Source organism: Paraburkholderia sp. C35 (assembly GCF_003121405.1).
Lineage (GTDB): Bacteria > Pseudomonadota > Gammaproteobacteria > Burkholderiales > Burkholderiaceae > Paraburkholderia.
Genome location: NZ_QBUY01000029.1, coordinates 42,084 through 57,683 on the forward strand (window position 1 = coordinate 42,084; position 15,600 = coordinate 57,683).

Genomic DNA, 15,600 nt, shown 5'->3' on the forward strand with positions numbered 1-15,600 from the left:
CAGCCCATGAGCGTCCCGCAACAAGCTTTTCTCCGTGACGCGATGCGGCGTCTGAACCTCACCCGCGACGGCTTTGCCACGCGTATTGGCGTGTCGAAGCGCGCACTCGACACGTGGCTGCTGCCCGACGATTCGCAGGAATCGCGCGCGATGCCGGAAATCGTCGAGCGCTTCGTGTCGGAAATCGTCGTCAACGGCGCGCCTGCCGAAAAGCATACGCAAAGCGTAGATTCGCAATCGCTGGCTAGCCAGATGCTGTTCGAAGGCAAGCCGCAGCTGCTATCCGTCGATCAGTTCTCGCGCGATGCCGTCGAAGCGCTGTTCCGCGTCGCGGACATCATGCAGCCCATCGCGCGCCGCCGGAAAATCTCGCGCGTGCTCGAAGGTGCTGTTCTCGGCAACCTGTTCTTCGAAGCCAGTACGCGTACCCGCGTGAGCTTCGGCGCCGCTTTCTGCCGCCTGGGCGGCTCGGTGTGCGACACGACGGGTTTCACGTTTTCGTCGATGGCCAAGGGCGAATCGATCTACGACACGAGCCGCGTGATGTCAGGCTATGTCGACGCCCTCGTGATCCGCCACCCGGATCAAGGCTCTGTCGCCGAATTTGCCCGCGCCACCAACATTCCCGTGATCAACGGCGGCGACGGCCCCGGCGAGCATCCGAGCCAGGCGCTGCTCGATCTGTACACGATCCAGCGCGAGTTCTCGCGGCTGGGCAAGATTGTCGATGGCGCGCATATCGCGCTGGTCGGCGACCTGAAGTACGGGCGCACCGTGCATTCGCTCGTCAAGCTGCTCGCGCTGTATCGCGGCATCAAGTTCACGCTGATCTCGCCGCCCACGCTGGAAATGCCCGCGTACATCGTCGATCAGATTTCGCGCAACGGTCACGTGGTCGAGCAGACCCACGATCTCACCAACGGCCTGCGCGGCGCGGATGTGGTCTACGCGACGCGCATCCAGAAAGAGCGCTTCGCCGATGAATCGTTCGAAGGCTATACGCCGGATTTCCAGATCAACCAGGCACTCGTCGATACCGTGTGCGGCCAGGACACGCTGATCATGCACCCGCTGCCGCGCGACAGCCGCCCCGGCGCGAACGATCTGAGCACGGACCTGAACCACGATTCACGCCTCGCGATCTTCCGTCAGACCGACAACGGCATTCCCGTGCGCATGGCGATCTTCGCGGTGCTGCTCGGTGTCGAGAAGCTGGTTCAGCATTCGATGCGCGACGCCGCATGGCGCCCGCCCGCATACCTCGGTCCGGACGATGCCGTGTTTCACGGCATCGACTAAGCGGCTGGCAGGCTGACCCGATCACGATCGATACAAACCGGTTCATGCAAAACGCGCGTCGAAGTTCGACGCGCGTTTTTGTTTTCGCGCGACGCTCATCATTCCCACATGGCGTCGATGCCATCTGTGCGCCATCTTCACGCCATCTATCCGTCACCGCCTCGCCACGCCGCCTGTGCCACGATGAAGATTCGCTTTCCACGCTGTTTTAACGCAGCGCGAGCCTTTACTTTGTGCCGCGTTGCGGGCAACGTGAAGTGGTTTCTGAAAGCAGTCGCCGCGCGTGCGGACGTGCTGTGATGTTCTGCGCGAGCGGCATCGAAATTGCTCATTGATAGGGCTTGCCATGCACCGGGCGCGGCTTCGATGCGGCGCAAGCCTGCATCGAACTTCCACGGAGCAAGCAGAACATCATGTCCCACGATATCGAATGTCAGGGTTCGTGCCCGCCACACGATGCGCAGGCGACCCACGAAGACGAGCATGACGCCTCGCCATCCAGCAACTCCCGACGCCGCTTTCTGCAATCCGCTGCGGCTGCCGCTACCGTAGGTGCCGCGCCGTACGCGAAGGCGCAAACCCAGACACCGTCCGCACCGCAGCCCGTTGCACGCACAACCGTGCCGCCGCGCGCGGTGAAGCTCAACATCAACGGGCGCGACTACACGCTGCAACTCGAACCGCGCGTGACGCTGCTCGACGCGCTGCGCGAATATGCCGGGCTCACGGGCACGAAGAAAGGCTGCGACCGCGGGCAATGCGGCGCGTGCACGGTACTCAGCAATGGGCGGCGTATCAACTCGTGTCTCACGCTGGCCGTGATGCACGAAGGCGAGGCGATCACGACAGTCGAAGGACTCGCGAGCAACGGCATGCTGAACCCCGTGCAGCGCGCGTTCATCGAGCAGGATGCCTTTCAGTGCGGCTACTGTACGCCGGGGCAAATCTGTTCGGCGACAGCTTTGCTCACGGAATTCGACGCCGGCACCGCCAGCACCGTCACCGCCGATGTGCGACGCCGTCCACCGCAACTGACCGATGAAGAAATCCGCGAGCGCATGAGCGGCAACATCTGCCGCTGTGGCGCGTATGTGAATATCGTTGCGGCTGTGCAGTCCGCGCATCGCGGCACGGTTGGCGACGGTACCAGCTACACCTACTCGACGTTCGTCATCAAGACGACCGACGTCGCGTAACGAGGAGATCATCATGGATGCAATCTCCTACGAACGCGCCGCCGACGTCGCAGGCGCGGTGCGCGCTGCGCAACAGCCGGGCACGATGTTCATCGGCGGCGGCACGAATCTGCTCGATCTGATGAAAGGCGGCGTGACGCGCCCCGTCAAACTCGTCGACATCACCCGCATACAGGGACTCGATGTCGTATCGACGCTGCCCGACGGCGGCATGCGCATCGGCGCACTGGTGCGCAACAGCGACGCCGCGAATCACGCGCTGGTGCGCGAGCGTTATCCGCTGCTGACGCAGGCGCTGCTGGCGGGCGCGTCGGCGCAGCTGCGCAATATGGCCACAGTGGGCGGCAACCTGATGCAGCGCACGCGCTGCCCGTACTTCTACGACACCGCATTCACCGCCTGCAACAAGCGCGATCCCGGCACCGGCTGTGCCGCGATCAACGGCCACAACCGCATGCACGCGATCCTCGGCGCGAGCACGCAATGCATCGCCGTGAATCCGTCCGATATGAGCGTCGCGCTCGCCGCGCTCGATGCCACCGTGCGCGTGAGCGGGCCACAAGGCGAACGCGTGATTCCGTTCAGCGAGTTTCATCGCCTGCCGGGCGAGCGTGCCGATCTCGATACCACGTTGCGCCCCGGCGAGTTGATCACATCGGTCGACTTGCCACCGCCCATCTATAGCGATCACGCGCACTACCTGAAAGTGCGCGACCGCGCGAGCTACGCATTCGCACTCGTTTCCGTTGCAGCGGCGTTGCAGATGGACGGCAACACTGTGCGCAGCGCACGCATCGCATTGGGCGGCGTCGCGCACAAACCGTGGCGCGCGACAGCCGCCGAACAGATGATCACGGGCAAGCCGCTCGATAGCGCCACCTTGAAGAACGCCGCGGCAGCCGCACTCGCCGATGCGAAGCCGCTGCGCGACAACGCGTTCAAGGTTCGGCTCGCGCAGAACGCGATCGTGCGTGCCGTGAACCAGGCAGCGGGAGGTGTGGCATGAGCACGATGATCGGACATCCGCTCGATCGCACGGATGGCTTGCTGAAAGTCACGGGCGAAGCGCGCTACGCAGCGGAGTTTCCCGAAGCACGTCTCGCGCATGGCGTGCTGGTGACGAGCACGATCGCGAAGGGATCGATTGCATCGATCGATACGAGCCGCGCGTCTACACTGCCCGGCGTGCTGCTGGTGATGACGTATCAGAACGCGCCGCGTCTGCCGAATGGCGGACGCCCTGCTCTCGCGCCGCCGGCAGGACGACATCTGTCGCTGCTGCAGGACAACGAGATCCACTACAGCAACGAGCCAATCGCAATCGTCGTCGCGGACACGCTCGAACATGCGACCGATGCCGCGCGTCAATTGCGCATCACGTATGCCGCGCAACCGCCGGCGCTCGATTTCACGCAGGCCAAATCGGGCGCACATGCGCCCGACAAACCGCAAGGCCGCCAGACCGACACCTCGCGCGGCGATTACGACGCGGGCCTGGCGGCGGGCGTAGTGCGCGTCGATGCCGTCTACACCACGCCGATGGAGCATCACAACCCGATGGAACCGCACGCGACGATGGCCGTGTGGGATGGCCCGCAGCTGACACTCTACGATTCGACTCAGGGCGTGACGGGCACGCGCACGGCGGTGGCGAAGACGCTCGGCATGTCACCCGACGACGTGCGCGTGATCTCGCCGTTCGTCGGCGGCGGCTTCGGCTGCAAGGGATCGGCGTGGTCGCATGTGGTGCTGTGCGCGATGGCCGCGAAACAGACGGGGCGGCCCGTGCGTCTCGCGCTCGAGCGTCCGCAGATGTTCGGCCCGGTTGGCGGGCGGCCCTACACCGAGCAACGGTTGGTGATCGCCGCGAAACGCGACGGCACGCTGACGGCGATGCGGCACGACAGTTTCTCGAACACGTCGATGATCGAAGACTGGACGGAAACCTGCTGCATGGTCACGCGCATGATGTACGCGGTGCCGAACCAGGTGACGACGCATCGCCTCGTGCAACTGAATGTCGGCACGCCGACCTTCATGCGCGCGCCGGGCGAGACGACGGGATCCTGGGCGCTGGAAACGGCGATGGACGAACTGTCGTACGAGTTGAAGATGGACCCGCTCGCGCTGCGCCTGAAGAACTATGCGGAAAGCGATCCGCAGGAAAACAAGCCGTGGTCGAGCAAGGCCTTGCGACAGTGCTACAGCGTGGGCGCGGAACGCTTCGGATGGTCGCGCCGCACGCCGCAGCCGCGTTCGATGCGCGACGGCAACACGCTGATCGGGCTGGGCATGGGTACGGCCACGTATCCGGCGAATCGCAGCGAGGCTGCCGCACTCGCGCGCATCCTGCCCGACGGCACGGCGATGGTGGTGTCCGGCACGCAGGATCTCGGCACGGGCACCTATACCGTGATGACGCAGGTCGCGTCGGACGCGTTGGGTATCGCGCCGGAAAACATCCGTTTCGGACTGGGCGATTCGTCGCTGCCGAAAGCGCCCGTATCGGGCGGCTCGCAGTCGGTCGCGAGTGTGTCGCCCGCCGTGCGCGACGCGTGCGATCAGGTGCGCGGCAAGCTGGTCGCCATGGCGCTTGCCGATCACGGCTCGCCCGTTTTCGGCATTGCTCCCGACGACGTGACCGTACAGAACGGCTGGGTGATGAGCCGCTCCGATGCGTCGACGCGCGACCCGATCGCGGCGGTGCTGGCGCGCGCGGGCGGCCAGCCGATCGAGGCGTCCATCAGCACGAAACCCGGCGACGAGAAACAGCGGTATTCGTTTCATTCGTGGGGCGCCGTGTTCGCCGAAGTGCATGTCGATGCCGATCTCGGCACGATCCGCGTGGCGAAGATTACGGGCGTCTATAACGTCGGACGGATGCTGAATGTGAAGACTGCCCGCAGTCAGCTGATGGGCGGGCTGGTGTGGGGAATCGGGGCGGCGCTGGAGGAAGGGACCGTGCTCGACGCGCAATACGGGCGGTTCATCAATGCCAATCTTGCAGAGTACCACGTGCCTGCGAATGCCGATGTGGGCACGCTCGATGTGGTCGTGCTCGACGAGCCGGATCCGTTTATCAATTCGCTCGGGTCTCGGGGGATCGGGGAGATTGGCATCACCGGCGTGGTTGCTGCGATCGGGAACGCGGTTTATCACGCGTCCGGTGTCAGGGTTCGCGATTTGCCCGTTACGTTGGATAAGGTCGCGATGGGATGAGGATGAGGGGCAAAAAAAACCAAAAAACCTTGCCCCTCGCCCCAGTTGCACCGCACAATGAACCTCACCCCCCACCTTCTGGATGCCGCCCATGGCATACGCCTCTTTCGCAACCGGCGTGCTGCTCGCCGCCGGCTACGGATCGCGCTTCGACCCGGAAGGCATCCACAATAAACTGCTCGCCCGTCTCCCCGACGGCACGCCCGTCGCGTACGAATCCGCGCATCGGCTGCTGCTGGTGGTTCCTCACGTGATCGCCATCGTGCGCCCCGGCTCCGAACTGCTCGCCCGCGTACTCAATGACGCCGGCTGCCACGTTATCTTCTCCGCCGACGCTGAACGCGGCATGGGTGCAAGCCTCGCCGCCGGCATCGAAGCCAGCGACGACGCCGACGGCTGGATTGTCGCGCTCGCCGACATGCCCCGGATCGCCACGCCAACCATCGAAGCGATTGCCCGCGCCGTGGACGACGGCGGCCAGATCGTCGCGCCGTATTACGAGGGCCAGCGCGGCCATCCGGTCGGCTTCGGCATCGAACATCACGATGCGTTGCTCGCGCTCGACGGCGACACGGGTGCTCGCGCGCTGTTCGCGGCGCATCCCGTCAAGCGTATCGATGTCGACGATCCCGGCGTCCTGAGGGACGTCGATACACCCGACGATCTGCGCAAGCTCTAGTTACCGCATCCGCTCACATCTTTGACATATCCGCGCGCTTGAATCAGCAAAGCGAGTTGTGTCGTGCGTGCCGAGGCGTGCCGATCCATACCAACCCACGCCCAGGCACGCCACTTGCGCGCTGCTGCGCCGCGAGAACCCGCGAGCGCGCATCGCACGGTTGGTCTAAGCTGTCCACGATGCCGCGCGCCGACACCGTGCGCGCAAAACCTACGCAGCATGCCGCCGGACGTCTCAATCCGCATTCAGCCAGGATCACATGAGCGAAACCAGTCCGCGTCTTTTCATCGTCTCGCCTCACTTCGACGACGCCGTGTTCGGCTGCGGCGCGCTGCTCGCCGCTCACCCCGATGCCGCTGTCTGCACCGTGTTCGCCGCGCCGCCCGCTCAGGACATGCACACCGTATGGGACAGCAAGGCGGGCTTCGCGAGCGCCTTCGAATCGATCCACGCGCGCACGCTCGAAGACAACAACGCGCTCGCCGTGCTCGATGCGATCCCCGTGCGCCTGCCGTTCCGCGACGCGCAATACAGCGATTCGCCGTCCATTGCGAAGCTCGCCGCCGCGCTCGAGGAAGCCATCTACGGCTCGACGGCGAACACGCTGCTGATGCCGCTCGGTCTCTTCCACGACGATCACGGCCGCGTGTTCGAAGCGTGCTGCGAAATCCTGCCGCGCATGTCGCATCTCGAATGGTTCGCGTACGAGGAAGCGATCTATCGGCCGATGCCGGGACTGGTGCAGCAACGGCTCGTCGATCTGGCCGGGCGCGGCATCGTCGCAACACCCGCCAGCCCGTCGGCCGATCACGCGCTCGACCGCGAGCGCCAGGCGCTGCTCAAGCGCGAAGCCGTGTCCGCGTATACGAGCCAGTTGCGCGCCTTCGGCCCGCACGGCTACGACGACGTCTATGCCGCCGAGCGCTACTGGCGGCTGAGCGTCGACCGGCAGCGCAAGGCGCGGCATTGACACGGCGCGGACACGATACGACGCAACGCAGAGCCAGCAGTCTTCGCGGTCATCGCCTACGCTAATGAAAGCAGGACGCGCCGCATCCCTGCCGCAAGAGCGAGAGCAGCGCGAACGCGTCCACCGCCGGTTGCCCAAGCCGCGACATCGCCACGAGGTCACACCATGCACACCAGTCCGATTCCCGATCCACTCGCCGATCCGACGCGCGATCCCGAAGGCGATCCGCTCACGCCGCCGTCGCCGGGTCATCACAACGACGAGCCGCAGCGGCCCGAAGGCCCGCCCGACAAAGACCCTGTGATGCGGTGACAGCGCGCCAGAGCGGCGCGCTCAGTCCAGCTCGATGGGCTGGCCGTGCGGCGTGCGGCGCGCCGCCGCGTCCCATGCGTGCTTGCGCTCGGTCAACCCCTCGCGCGTGACGCAACCTTTGGCTGTTGCGATACGCTCGAGCGCCGTTAACCAGTGTGCGTAGTAGGTGTCGCCGTGATCGGGATCGCCCTGCGCCTGTGCATCGCGGATTGCAGCCGCCAGCGTCGCGGCCCATTCCTGCCAGCTGAACACACCGCGCGCGTGCAGCGCGAGCGTCATCGCGAAAGCCGCCGCCTGCCAGGGCGCGGCGAACACCGGCCCGGCGTTGTCGCGCGGCAAGCCGGGCAAGGCGTCGAGCAATTCGCGCGACACGTCGGACGACGCACTCCTTCCATGCGCGGACACAGGCTCGCTCATGCCGCCTCCGCTTCGAGATACGGCTCCCAGCAATCGACGCACACCGACGACGCCGTCGTGTCCTTGCCCCACAACTCAGCGGCATCGAAGCGCACCGTGTAAAGCCAGCGGGGGTCTTCGCCGCGCCCCAGCGCGTTCGAATCGGGGAACACGTGCGCGCCGTGCACCGCGACGATCTGGCCGCGCTTGCCGCGGCAATAGCGCGGCAGACGCGTGTGGGTCGGCGGATTGAGCGTCAACGTGCGCACCGCGTCGCCAACGACGAAGCGCGCAGGATGCGGCGCAGGCCGCGAGGCCGGGCTGCCGCGAAACAGCATCGGATTGACCTGATCGGCGGCCAGCACGCGCGGCACCGGCGCTGCGGCATGCCGCGACATGCCGCTGTCGATTTCATCGGACGTCGCGAGTCCCGCGTCGATCAGCAGCTTGCAGAGGCCCGCGAACCAGATCTGGTAGTAGCTGCTCGACAGATACTGCGCAGGCGGCAGGCTCTCGCGCGCGGCCCGCGACATGTCGATATTCCATTTACCCGTCGCACCCATCGCGATCGTCAGCGCGAGCGCATGACGTTCCCAGCCTGCGTGGAAATACGGCTCATCGGTTTCCGGCGCGATCGGGCCGAACGACTGCATGCCGCCAAGGTCTTGTGCGCCGTTCATGGCTGGCCTCCGCTCGCAGAGCCTGGCGTGTTGGGGGCAAGCGCGAGTCCCGTGCCGATCATCGAATCGCGCGTGACGAGAACGGCGAGTTCGTCTTCGCCGAGTGCTTCCGTGTTGGCAGGACGCATCGGCAGCACCAGATAGCGCACCTCTGCCGTCGAATCCCACACGCGGATTTCCGTGCCGTCGGGCAACGCAACACCGAACTCGGCAAGCACGCCACGCGGATCGATCACCGCGCGCGAGCGGTACGGCGCCGACTTGTACCAGATGGGCGGCAAGCCGAGCACGGGCCACGGATAGCACGAACAGAGCGTGCACACGACCATGTTGTGCACGCCCGGCGTGTTCTCCAGCGCGACCATGTGCTCGCCCTGCCGCCCCGTGAACCCAAGCGATGCAATCGCCGCCGTCGCATCGTCGAGCAGCCATTGCCGGAACGCGGCATCGCGCCAAGCCTTCGCGACCACGCGCGCGCCATTGCGCGGCCCGACCTTGTGTTCGTACGTGTCCATCAGCACATCGAGCGCCTTCGGTTCGACGTAGCCTTTTTCGATCAGCAGCGATTCGAGCGCGCGCACGCGCAGATCCATCTCGGGCAGCACACTGCCTTCGTGGTCATGGTCGTGATCGTGTTCATGCTCGTGTGAAGCGTCGTGGCTCATCTGCGTTCCGCCTGAAGAATGCAACACTCACGCAGTATCGTCGGGCAAATTGCCGGATGCAAACACATGCGCGATGCATCCGCTGCGTCATATCTCGACTCGCGCGCCCACTTCGATCACCCGGTTGGCAGGCAGCTTGAAGTACGCCGCCACATTGCCCACGTTATGCAGCATCACCGCGAACAGCCGCTCGCGCCACATCGCCATGCCTGCGCCCGGCGTCGGCACGACGGTCGCGCGGCTCAGGAAATACGACGCTTCGCAAGGATCGAAATCGAGACCCAGCGGCCTGGCGGCTTCGAGTGCTCTCGGCAGATTGACCTCGTCCTTGAAGCCGTAACGGACCGTCACCTGATAACAGCCTTCGCAAACCGTGCGCAGACGGACGCGATCGCTCTCGGCGACCCACGGTATTTCGTCGTTGTTCACGGTCAGGAACACGACGCGCGTGTGCAGCACGTGGTTATGCATCAGGTTGTTGACGAGCGCATGCGGCACACCGTCAGGACTCGGCGTGAGAAAGATCGCCGTACCCGGCACGCGCGCGGGCTGACGCGCCAGCAACTTCTGCAGATACGTCTTGAGCGGCATCGTGCCCGCGTGCGCGCGCGCCTGGGCGCGCATGATCTCGCCGCCGCGTCCCCATGTCGCCATGATCGTGAACATCACGAAGCCGATGATCAGCGGGAACCAGCCGCCATCGACGATCTTCAACAGGTTCGCCGAGAAGAACGTCGCGTCGATCACGAAGAAGAACGCCGTCGCGAACACGCAGAGCGCCCAGTTGTAATGCCATGCATAGCGCACGACAAAGAACGTCAGCAAGGTGGTGATCAGCATCGTGCCCGTCACGGCGATGCCGTACGCGGAACCCAGCGCCGTCGACGAACCGAAGCCGAGCACGGCGGCCACCACCGCGATGAGCAGCGTCCAGTTGATGCCGGGCACGTAGATCTGGCCGATCTCTTTCTCCGACGTGTAGACGACGTTCATGCGCGGCAGGAAGCCCAGTTGCATCGCCTGCTTGGTCATCGAGTACGTGCCGGAAATGACGGCTTGCGATGCGATCACGGTCGCGACGGTCGCGAGCACGATCATCGGATACAGCGCCCATTGCGGGAACAGCAGGTAGAACGGATTTTGCAACGCGCTGGGCTGCGCGATCAGCAGCGCGCCCTGCCCCAGATAATTCAACGCGAGCGCGGGAAACACGAGGCCGAACCAGGTGATGCGGATCGGCCGTGCGCCGAAGTGGCCCATGTCGGCATAGAGAGCCTCGGCGCCCGTCAGCGACAACACCACGGCACCGAGCGCGACGAACGCCAGCCATTCGTGACGCAGGCAGAACGCGAGGCCCGCCAGCGGATCGAGCGCGGCGAGTATCGCGGGCGCGGAGATCACGTTCGTCACGCCGACCACGGCCAGTATGACGAACCACACCACCATCACCGGCCCGAACACGGCGCCGATGCCCGACGTGCCGTGCTTCTGCATGACGAACAGCGTGACCAGCGCGGCGAGCGTCACGGGTATCACACAGGTCTTCAGGAACGGCGCGGCAACCTCCAGTCCTTCGACCGCGCTGAGCACGGAGATGGCCGGCGTGATGATGCTGTCGCCATAGAAGAGCGCCGCGCCCATCACGCCGACGATCAGCAGCGCGTGACGCAGGCGCGGCCGGTCCGCCACCGACGACGCAGCCAGCGCGAGCAGCGCCATGATGCCGCCTTCGCCGTGATTGTTCGCGCGCAGGATCAGCGCCACATACTTGAGCGACACGACGATGGTGAGCGACCAGAAGATCAGCGAGACGATGCCGATCACATTCAGCGGCGTAAGAGGCAGGCCGCTTCGCTGATCGAAGACGGTTTGCAGGGTGTACAGCGGACTCGTGCCGATATCGCCATAGACGACGCCTAACGCGGCAAGCGCCAGCGTACGAAGCGCAGGCTTGTGCGGTGCGGGCGCGCCGATCGCGCCAGCGCCGGGGTGCGTGGCTGACAGGCTCATGTCTCCTCCTTTGATCGCCTCATCGTTAGCTGCTATTGAGCGATCCGAAAGCCGGATGAATGGTCGGACCTATTGCGAGTCTGGTCCGTTTTGCTTGCGGCTGATCCCAGTATAGAAACGGCCTCGCGAAAAACGCAGCGAGTTGTGTGAACTTCATGCGACAGCCGGTGTGCGCTTCACCGCATATTTCGGTTCTGCTTAAGAAAGTGCATTGACTCGGCTTTGCGCGCGGGCATAAAATTCTCTTATCTTGAATTTGAGGGGCGTTGCCTTGGACAGTTGCAGTAGTACGTTTTCGAACAGTTTCGCCGCCTGACCGGCAAGACGTCTGCGCCTTCCTCATCTAGCCGCCGTCTTGCCAGCAGGCAGACGGTGCGCGTCGTAGTTCCATCCCTCGTGCATCCTGTTTCGCGCTTTTGGGTTCTGCACCCGGCGCAACGCGTTCGCGCGTGATTCGCAGCCGTTCCTGTTCAGCTTTTGCTGTGCTTTGGTCCTGGACGGCTTCGTATCACTCCGCGTGACTGCGTTTGCGCACGCGTGCTTGCGCCTCGCGCGGTGAACGTTCGGCCTGTCCAGCATCACAACCTTCAACCGCGTGCATTTCGCAAACCGCGATGCGTTTTATCAATGAACCGGGAGCCGCCATGCCTGACAGTGACAGTTATCCCTTGCAAACCGATATGCCTTCAACACATTGAGGCAGGCAGCCGACCGCTTTCGATTCCATCGATCCTCCGGCGCCTGCCGCCTCGCAAGCACGAGCCTCGTGCCGGAGAACCGATATGTACTGCCTGCTTCTTTCGACCCTGCCGCAAACCCGCGAAGCGCGCGCGCACTATGACGCGTTTCTTTCGCTGAAATACGAACGCCGCGACCGGCTCGCGATGTTCATTCACAAGCTGGACCGCATCGCCACGCTGCTGAAAAAGCGGCGGGCTGCATAAACGGAAATCATTCGACCTATATCCGTTCAAGGGAGAATAACAATGGCAACGCCACCACAAGCACTACCGACCCGCACCGCTGTTCTCGACGATGCGCATGTCGGCGATATCCGCGGCGCGCTCGGCACCATCGCGCATCACGACACGGCTCCGCGCAACAGTTGGGGCGCGCGTCTGCGCACCCTGCTCGCGATCGTCGGGCCCGGCCTCATCGTGATGGTCGGCGATAACGACGCGGGCGCGTTCGGCACCTACACACAAGCGGGGCAGAACTACGGCACCACGCTGCTGTGGACGCTGCTGCTGCTCGTGCCCGTGCTGTACGTCAATCAGGAAATGGTGCTGCGACTGGGCGCCGTGACGGGCGTCGGTCACGCGCGTCTGATCTTCGAACGCTTCGGCAAGTTCTGGGGCGCGTTTAGCGTCGTCGATCTGTTCATCCTCAATGCGCTGACTATCGTCACCGAGTTCATCGGGATTACGTTTGTGCTCGACTTCTTCGGGGTATCGAAGGTGGCGGGCGTGTGCATCGCAGCTGCATTGACAATGGCGGCAGTCAGCACCGGCGACTTCAAACGCTTCGAGCGTTTTGCGATCGTGCTGTGTCTGCTGAGCCTGTTGCTGGTGCCCGTGCTCGTGACGATCCATCCACCCGTCTCGCAGATGGCGCACCATCTGTTCATGCCCGCATGGCCCGCGCACGCGAAGCTCTCCGACGTGATGCTGCTGGTGATCGGCATTGTCGGCACCACGGTTGCGCCATGGCAGCTGTTCTTCCAGCAGAGCTATGTGATCGACAAGCGCATCACGCCGCGCTTCATGAAGTACGAAAAGGCGGACCTGTGGATCGGCATCGTGTTCGTGCTGATCGGCGCGATCGCGATGATTTCGTTCAGCGCGGCACTGTTCGGCGGCAAGCCGGAGTTCGGCCAGTTCACCGATGCAGGCGGCGTGATCGCCGGCCTCGAAAAGTATGCGGGCCGCACGCCTGCCGTGCTGTTCGCGATTGCGCTGATCGACGCGTGCATCATCGGCGCGGCGGCTGTGTCGCTATCCACGGCTTATGCGATTGGTGATGTGTTCAAGATCCGTCACTCGCTGCATCGCGGTGTCGCCGATGCGAAGGGTTTCTATCTCGTGTACTTCGGCATCGTCGCGGCGGCTGCCGGACTCGTGCTGATTCCGGGCAGCCCGCTCGGCCTGCTGACGGAAGCGGTGCAAACGCTCGCTGGCGTGCTGCTGCCGAGCGCCACCGTGTTCCTGCTTCTGCTGTGCAACGACCGTGCAGTGCTCGGGCCATGGGTCAACTCGAAAGGACTGAACCTGTTCACGGGTGCTGTGGTGTGGGCGCTGGTGCTGCTGTCAGTGGTGCTGACGGCATCCGTGGTCTATCCCGACATCAGCGGGCACGCGATCATCGAGATTCTCGCGGGCGGCACACTGCTCGCCGTGGTCGGGTTCGTCGCGATGACGGCGCTGCGCAGAATGCGCGGCACGCAAGCCGCCGATCATGCGCCCGTCATTAGCAAGACCGAGCGCGCAACATGGCGCATGCCGCCGATCGACACCCTGCAAAAGCCTACGATGACGCTGTCGCGCCGTGTCTGGATGGGTGCGCTGCGTGGCTATCTGGTGGTGGCCGTCGCGCTGGTGGTCGTCAAGGTCGTGCAGATGGCGTTGATGTGAATCGGAACAGTCGCACGTTACTTTCGAAGAATCCTGATACCTTGGCGTGGATCGTTGTGCCACAGTAGCGGCGGTCGATCCGCGGTGCAGATAACTGCCGGCGCAATGCAGAGTCACAGCGCACGCCAGGTGCGCCGCATTGCGGTTGATGGGACGCGGGTCGGCCTTCTCCGCCTGATCCCTATGACGAAGCGAGCCATGCAGCATGGCTCGCTTTTTTCATGGGCAATCGGCGGATCATTGCAGCAGCGCGGGATCGAACGGCGCGCTGGCGTGATACGGCGTGATCACCGGCCCGCTGCCTCCGCCTGCGCAACCACCGCCGGCATGCACGGGCGGCATGGGCGCAAGAATGGGCGGCCAGGGCATCGACGGCATACCCGGAAGCTTGGGCCACGGGCTCGGCTCCGTCGGCCGGCTGACGATGAGAATGCCGCCGCGCACGGTTCGCGCCGTTTGATGGTCGAGTTCGTCGACCTTCGACAGGTCTTTCACAAGCAGATGAGTCATGATGCGTCTCCAGCAACGGTAAAGGATGGCGAGCGCGAGCTTTGCCGCGCTCGCGCATCGTGCTGCACGCACCATGCCAAAAGCGGCAAAGCCCGTTGCCACGGGCTTTTCATCCATGCTGGAGAGACCGACTGAGCGCTGCGGCCCAACTGTCGGCGGTCGGAGTGTTGGCGCGCTTCCGAAGCGACCGTCCGCCCGTTGCCGAAGTGGGCGGACGGACTGTCAGGCTCAGCGCGGCAGATACCCGAGCGGATCGCCCGGCTTGCCGTCCTTGCGCACTTCGAACTGGATCGACCCGACGCCGTTGTTGTCCACGCCCACTTCGCCGATCGGCTGACCTTGCGTGACGGCGTCGCCTTCCTGCACGAGCAGGCGGCTGTTCTGGCCATAGGCCGTGATCAGCGTGTCGTCATGCTTGATGATGACGAGCGGCCCGTAGGCCTCGATGCCCGTCCCCGCATAGACCACCCGCCCCGTCGCGGCCGCCCGCACGGGATCGCCCGGACGTCCGCCGATCACGATGCCCTTCGACTTGCCTGCCACGTAGGGCTTCAGAATCGGGCCGCGCAGCGGCCAGGCGAGCGTCACCTGCGCCGGCGCGACGGGCGTCGGCTGAACGGGCGTGGTGGTGGGTGCCGGCGTCGGCACAGGGGTGGTTTGCGCGTACGTGGGCGGCGGCCCGACGCGCAGCAACTGGCCGGGCGCGACGGGCGAGGCCAGCGTCAGGCCGTTCCAGGCGGCGATGTCCTGTGCCCGCTGGCCGTACGCGCCGGCAACGCTTTGCAGCGTATCGCCGGGATTCACCCGGTAGAAGCCGGCCGGCACGCCATTGGCGGCCGCGCCGCCCGACGTCCGGTAGGTGGGCGATGGGGGTGGTGGCGTTTCCCACGGATACGTGGTGCACGCGCCAAGCATGCTCACGACGGTGAGCGAGATCAAAGCCTGCGTGACGACGTATTGCCGTTTTACTGTCATTTTTGTGGCCCTCGACGCGGTAAGGGACAGTGGCTCAGCCTTATTGTGGCCCAGCCGAC

Annotated in this window: 15 protein-coding genes; 9 read left to right on the forward strand and 6 right to left on the reverse strand. The window is 64.7% G+C overall.

What is annotated here, in order from left to right:
* Positions 1-6: 6 nt before the first annotated feature.
* The 7 genes from DK391_RS19140 to DK391_RS44905 all read left to right on the forward strand — a co-directional run bounded on the left by DK391_RS19140 (position 7) and on the right by DK391_RS44905 (position 7,675).
* Positions 7-1,299 (forward strand): aspartate carbamoyltransferase, encoded by a 1,293-nt coding sequence (locus tag DK391_RS19140; protein ID WP_054935205.1) that lies wholly within the window; start codon positions 7-9, stop codon positions 1,297-1,299.
* A 413-nt stretch (positions 1,300-1,712) separates the two neighbouring features.
* A complete protein-coding gene (locus DK391_RS19145; RefSeq protein ID WP_109479580.1) occupies positions 1,713-2,495 on the forward strand; it encodes a 2Fe-2S iron-sulfur cluster-binding protein in 783 nt (260 codons plus the stop codon).
* A 13-nt stretch (positions 2,496-2,508) separates the two neighbouring features.
* Complete coding sequence (locus DK391_RS19150) at positions 2,509-3,501, forward strand: xanthine dehydrogenase family protein subunit M (RefSeq protein ID WP_109479545.1); 993 nt, start codon at positions 2,509-2,511, stop codon at positions 3,499-3,501.
* Positions 3,498-5,714, forward strand: a complete 2,217-nt coding sequence (locus DK391_RS19155; protein ID WP_109479546.1) for a xanthine dehydrogenase family protein molybdopterin-binding subunit — start codon at positions 3,498-3,500, stop codon at positions 5,712-5,714. Before DK391_RS19150 ends, DK391_RS19155 begins: the two co-directional genes overlap by 4 nt.
* A gap of 91 nt (positions 5,715-5,805) precedes the next feature.
* Positions 5,806-6,393, forward strand: coding sequence for a nucleotidyltransferase family protein (locus DK391_RS19160; RefSeq protein ID WP_109479547.1), 588 nt, complete (start codon positions 5,806-5,808; stop codon positions 6,391-6,393).
* Positions 6,394-6,652: 259 nt separating this feature from the next.
* Entirely contained in the window at positions 6,653-7,363 is a 711-nt protein-coding gene (locus tag DK391_RS19165; protein ID WP_109479548.1) for a PIG-L family deacetylase, read from the forward strand.
* Between the two features lie 165 nt (positions 7,364-7,528).
* On the forward strand, positions 7,529-7,675 hold the full coding sequence (locus DK391_RS44905) for a hypothetical protein (protein ID WP_204117394.1): 147 nt from the start codon (positions 7,529-7,531) through the stop codon (positions 7,673-7,675).
* A 21-nt stretch (positions 7,676-7,696) separates the two neighbouring features.
* On the opposite strand, the gene DK391_RS19170 is transcribed toward DK391_RS44905, so the two are convergent.
* The 4 genes from DK391_RS19170 to DK391_RS19185 all read right to left on the reverse strand — a co-directional run bounded on the left by DK391_RS19170 (position 7,697) and on the right by DK391_RS19185 (position 11,426).
* On the reverse strand, positions 7,697-8,092 hold the full coding sequence (locus tag DK391_RS19170) for a nitrile hydratase accessory protein (RefSeq protein WP_204117395.1): 396 nt from the start codon (positions 8,090-8,092) through the stop codon (positions 7,697-7,699).
* Positions 8,089-8,751 carry a nitrile hydratase subunit beta gene (gene nthB, locus DK391_RS19175; RefSeq protein WP_109479549.1) on the reverse strand — a complete coding sequence of 221 codons (663 nt, stop codon included), beginning with the start codon at positions 8,749-8,751 and terminating at the stop codon, positions 8,089-8,091. The genes DK391_RS19170 and nthB overlap by 4 nt, the downstream gene beginning before the upstream one ends.
* Complete coding sequence (gene nthA / locus DK391_RS19180) at positions 8,748-9,416, reverse strand: nitrile hydratase subunit alpha (protein ID WP_109479550.1); 669 nt, start codon at positions 9,414-9,416, stop codon at positions 8,748-8,750. Before nthA ends, nthB begins: the two co-directional genes overlap by 4 nt.
* 87 nt (positions 9,417-9,503) lie before the next feature.
* Positions 9,504-11,426 (reverse strand): potassium transporter Kup, encoded by a 1,923-nt coding sequence (locus tag DK391_RS19185; RefSeq protein WP_109479551.1) that lies wholly within the window; start codon positions 11,424-11,426, stop codon positions 9,504-9,506.
* Between the two features lie 782 nt (positions 11,427-12,208).
* On the opposite strand from DK391_RS19185, the gene DK391_RS44350 reads away from it, so the two are divergent.
* Positions 12,209-12,370, forward strand: coding sequence for a hypothetical protein (locus DK391_RS44350; RefSeq protein ID WP_162600855.1), 162 nt, complete (start codon positions 12,209-12,211; stop codon positions 12,368-12,370).
* A 42-nt stretch (positions 12,371-12,412) separates the two neighbouring features.
* Entirely contained in the window at positions 12,413-14,056 is a 1,644-nt protein-coding gene (locus DK391_RS19190; RefSeq protein ID WP_109479552.1) for an NRAMP family divalent metal transporter, read from the forward strand.
* A gap of 237 nt (positions 14,057-14,293) precedes the next feature.
* Here DK391_RS19190 and DK391_RS19195 read toward each other — a convergent pair whose 3' ends face one another.
* Positions 14,294-14,566, reverse strand: coding sequence for a hypothetical protein (locus DK391_RS19195; RefSeq protein WP_109479582.1), 273 nt, complete (start codon positions 14,564-14,566; stop codon positions 14,294-14,296).
* A 228-nt stretch (positions 14,567-14,794) separates the two neighbouring features.
* Positions 14,795-15,541, reverse strand: coding sequence for a peptidoglycan DD-metalloendopeptidase family protein (locus tag DK391_RS19200; protein ID WP_109479553.1), 747 nt, complete (start codon positions 15,539-15,541; stop codon positions 14,795-14,797).
* Between the last annotated feature and the right edge of the window lie 59 nt (positions 15,542-15,600).

Coding starts and splice junctions, on each gene's coding strand:
- DK391_RS19140 (WP_054935205.1), top strand. CDS start 7: ATGAGCGTCCCGCAACAAGCTTTTCTCCGTGACGCGATGCGGCGTCTG.
- DK391_RS19145 (WP_109479580.1), top strand. CDS start 1,713: ATGTCCCACGATATCGAATGTCAGGGTTCGTGCCCGCCACACGATGCG.
- DK391_RS19150 (WP_109479545.1), top strand. CDS start 2,509: ATGGATGCAATCTCCTACGAACGCGCCGCCGACGTCGCAGGCGCGGTG.
- DK391_RS19155 (WP_109479546.1), top strand. CDS start 3,498: ATGAGCACGATGATCGGACATCCGCTCGATCGCACGGATGGCTTGCTG.
- DK391_RS19160 (WP_109479547.1), top strand. CDS start 5,806: ATGGCATACGCCTCTTTCGCAACCGGCGTGCTGCTCGCCGCCGGCTAC.
- DK391_RS19165 (WP_109479548.1), top strand. CDS start 6,653: ATGAGCGAAACCAGTCCGCGTCTTTTCATCGTCTCGCCTCACTTCGAC.
- DK391_RS44905 (WP_204117394.1), top strand. CDS start 7,529: ATGCACACCAGTCCGATTCCCGATCCACTCGCCGATCCGACGCGCGAT.
- DK391_RS19170 (WP_204117395.1), bottom strand. CDS start 8,092: ATGAGCGAGCCTGTGTCCGCGCATGGAAGGAGTGCGTCGTCCGACGTG.
- nthB (WP_109479549.1), bottom strand. CDS start 8,751: ATGAACGGCGCACAAGACCTTGGCGGCATGCAGTCGTTCGGCCCGATC.
- nthA (WP_109479550.1), bottom strand. CDS start 9,416: ATGAGCCACGACGCTTCACACGAGCATGAACACGATCACGACCATGAC.
- DK391_RS19185 (WP_109479551.1), bottom strand. CDS start 11,426: ATGAGCCTGTCAGCCACGCACCCCGGCGCTGGCGCGATCGGCGCGCCC.
- DK391_RS44350 (WP_162600855.1), top strand. CDS start 12,209: ATGTACTGCCTGCTTCTTTCGACCCTGCCGCAAACCCGCGAAGCGCGC.
- DK391_RS19190 (WP_109479552.1), top strand. CDS start 12,413: ATGGCAACGCCACCACAAGCACTACCGACCCGCACCGCTGTTCTCGAC.
- DK391_RS19195 (WP_109479582.1), bottom strand. CDS start 14,566: ATGACTCATCTGCTTGTGAAAGACCTGTCGAAGGTCGACGAACTCGAC.
- DK391_RS19200 (WP_109479553.1), bottom strand. CDS start 15,541: ATGACAGTAAAACGGCAATACGTCGTCACGCAGGCTTTGATCTCGCTC.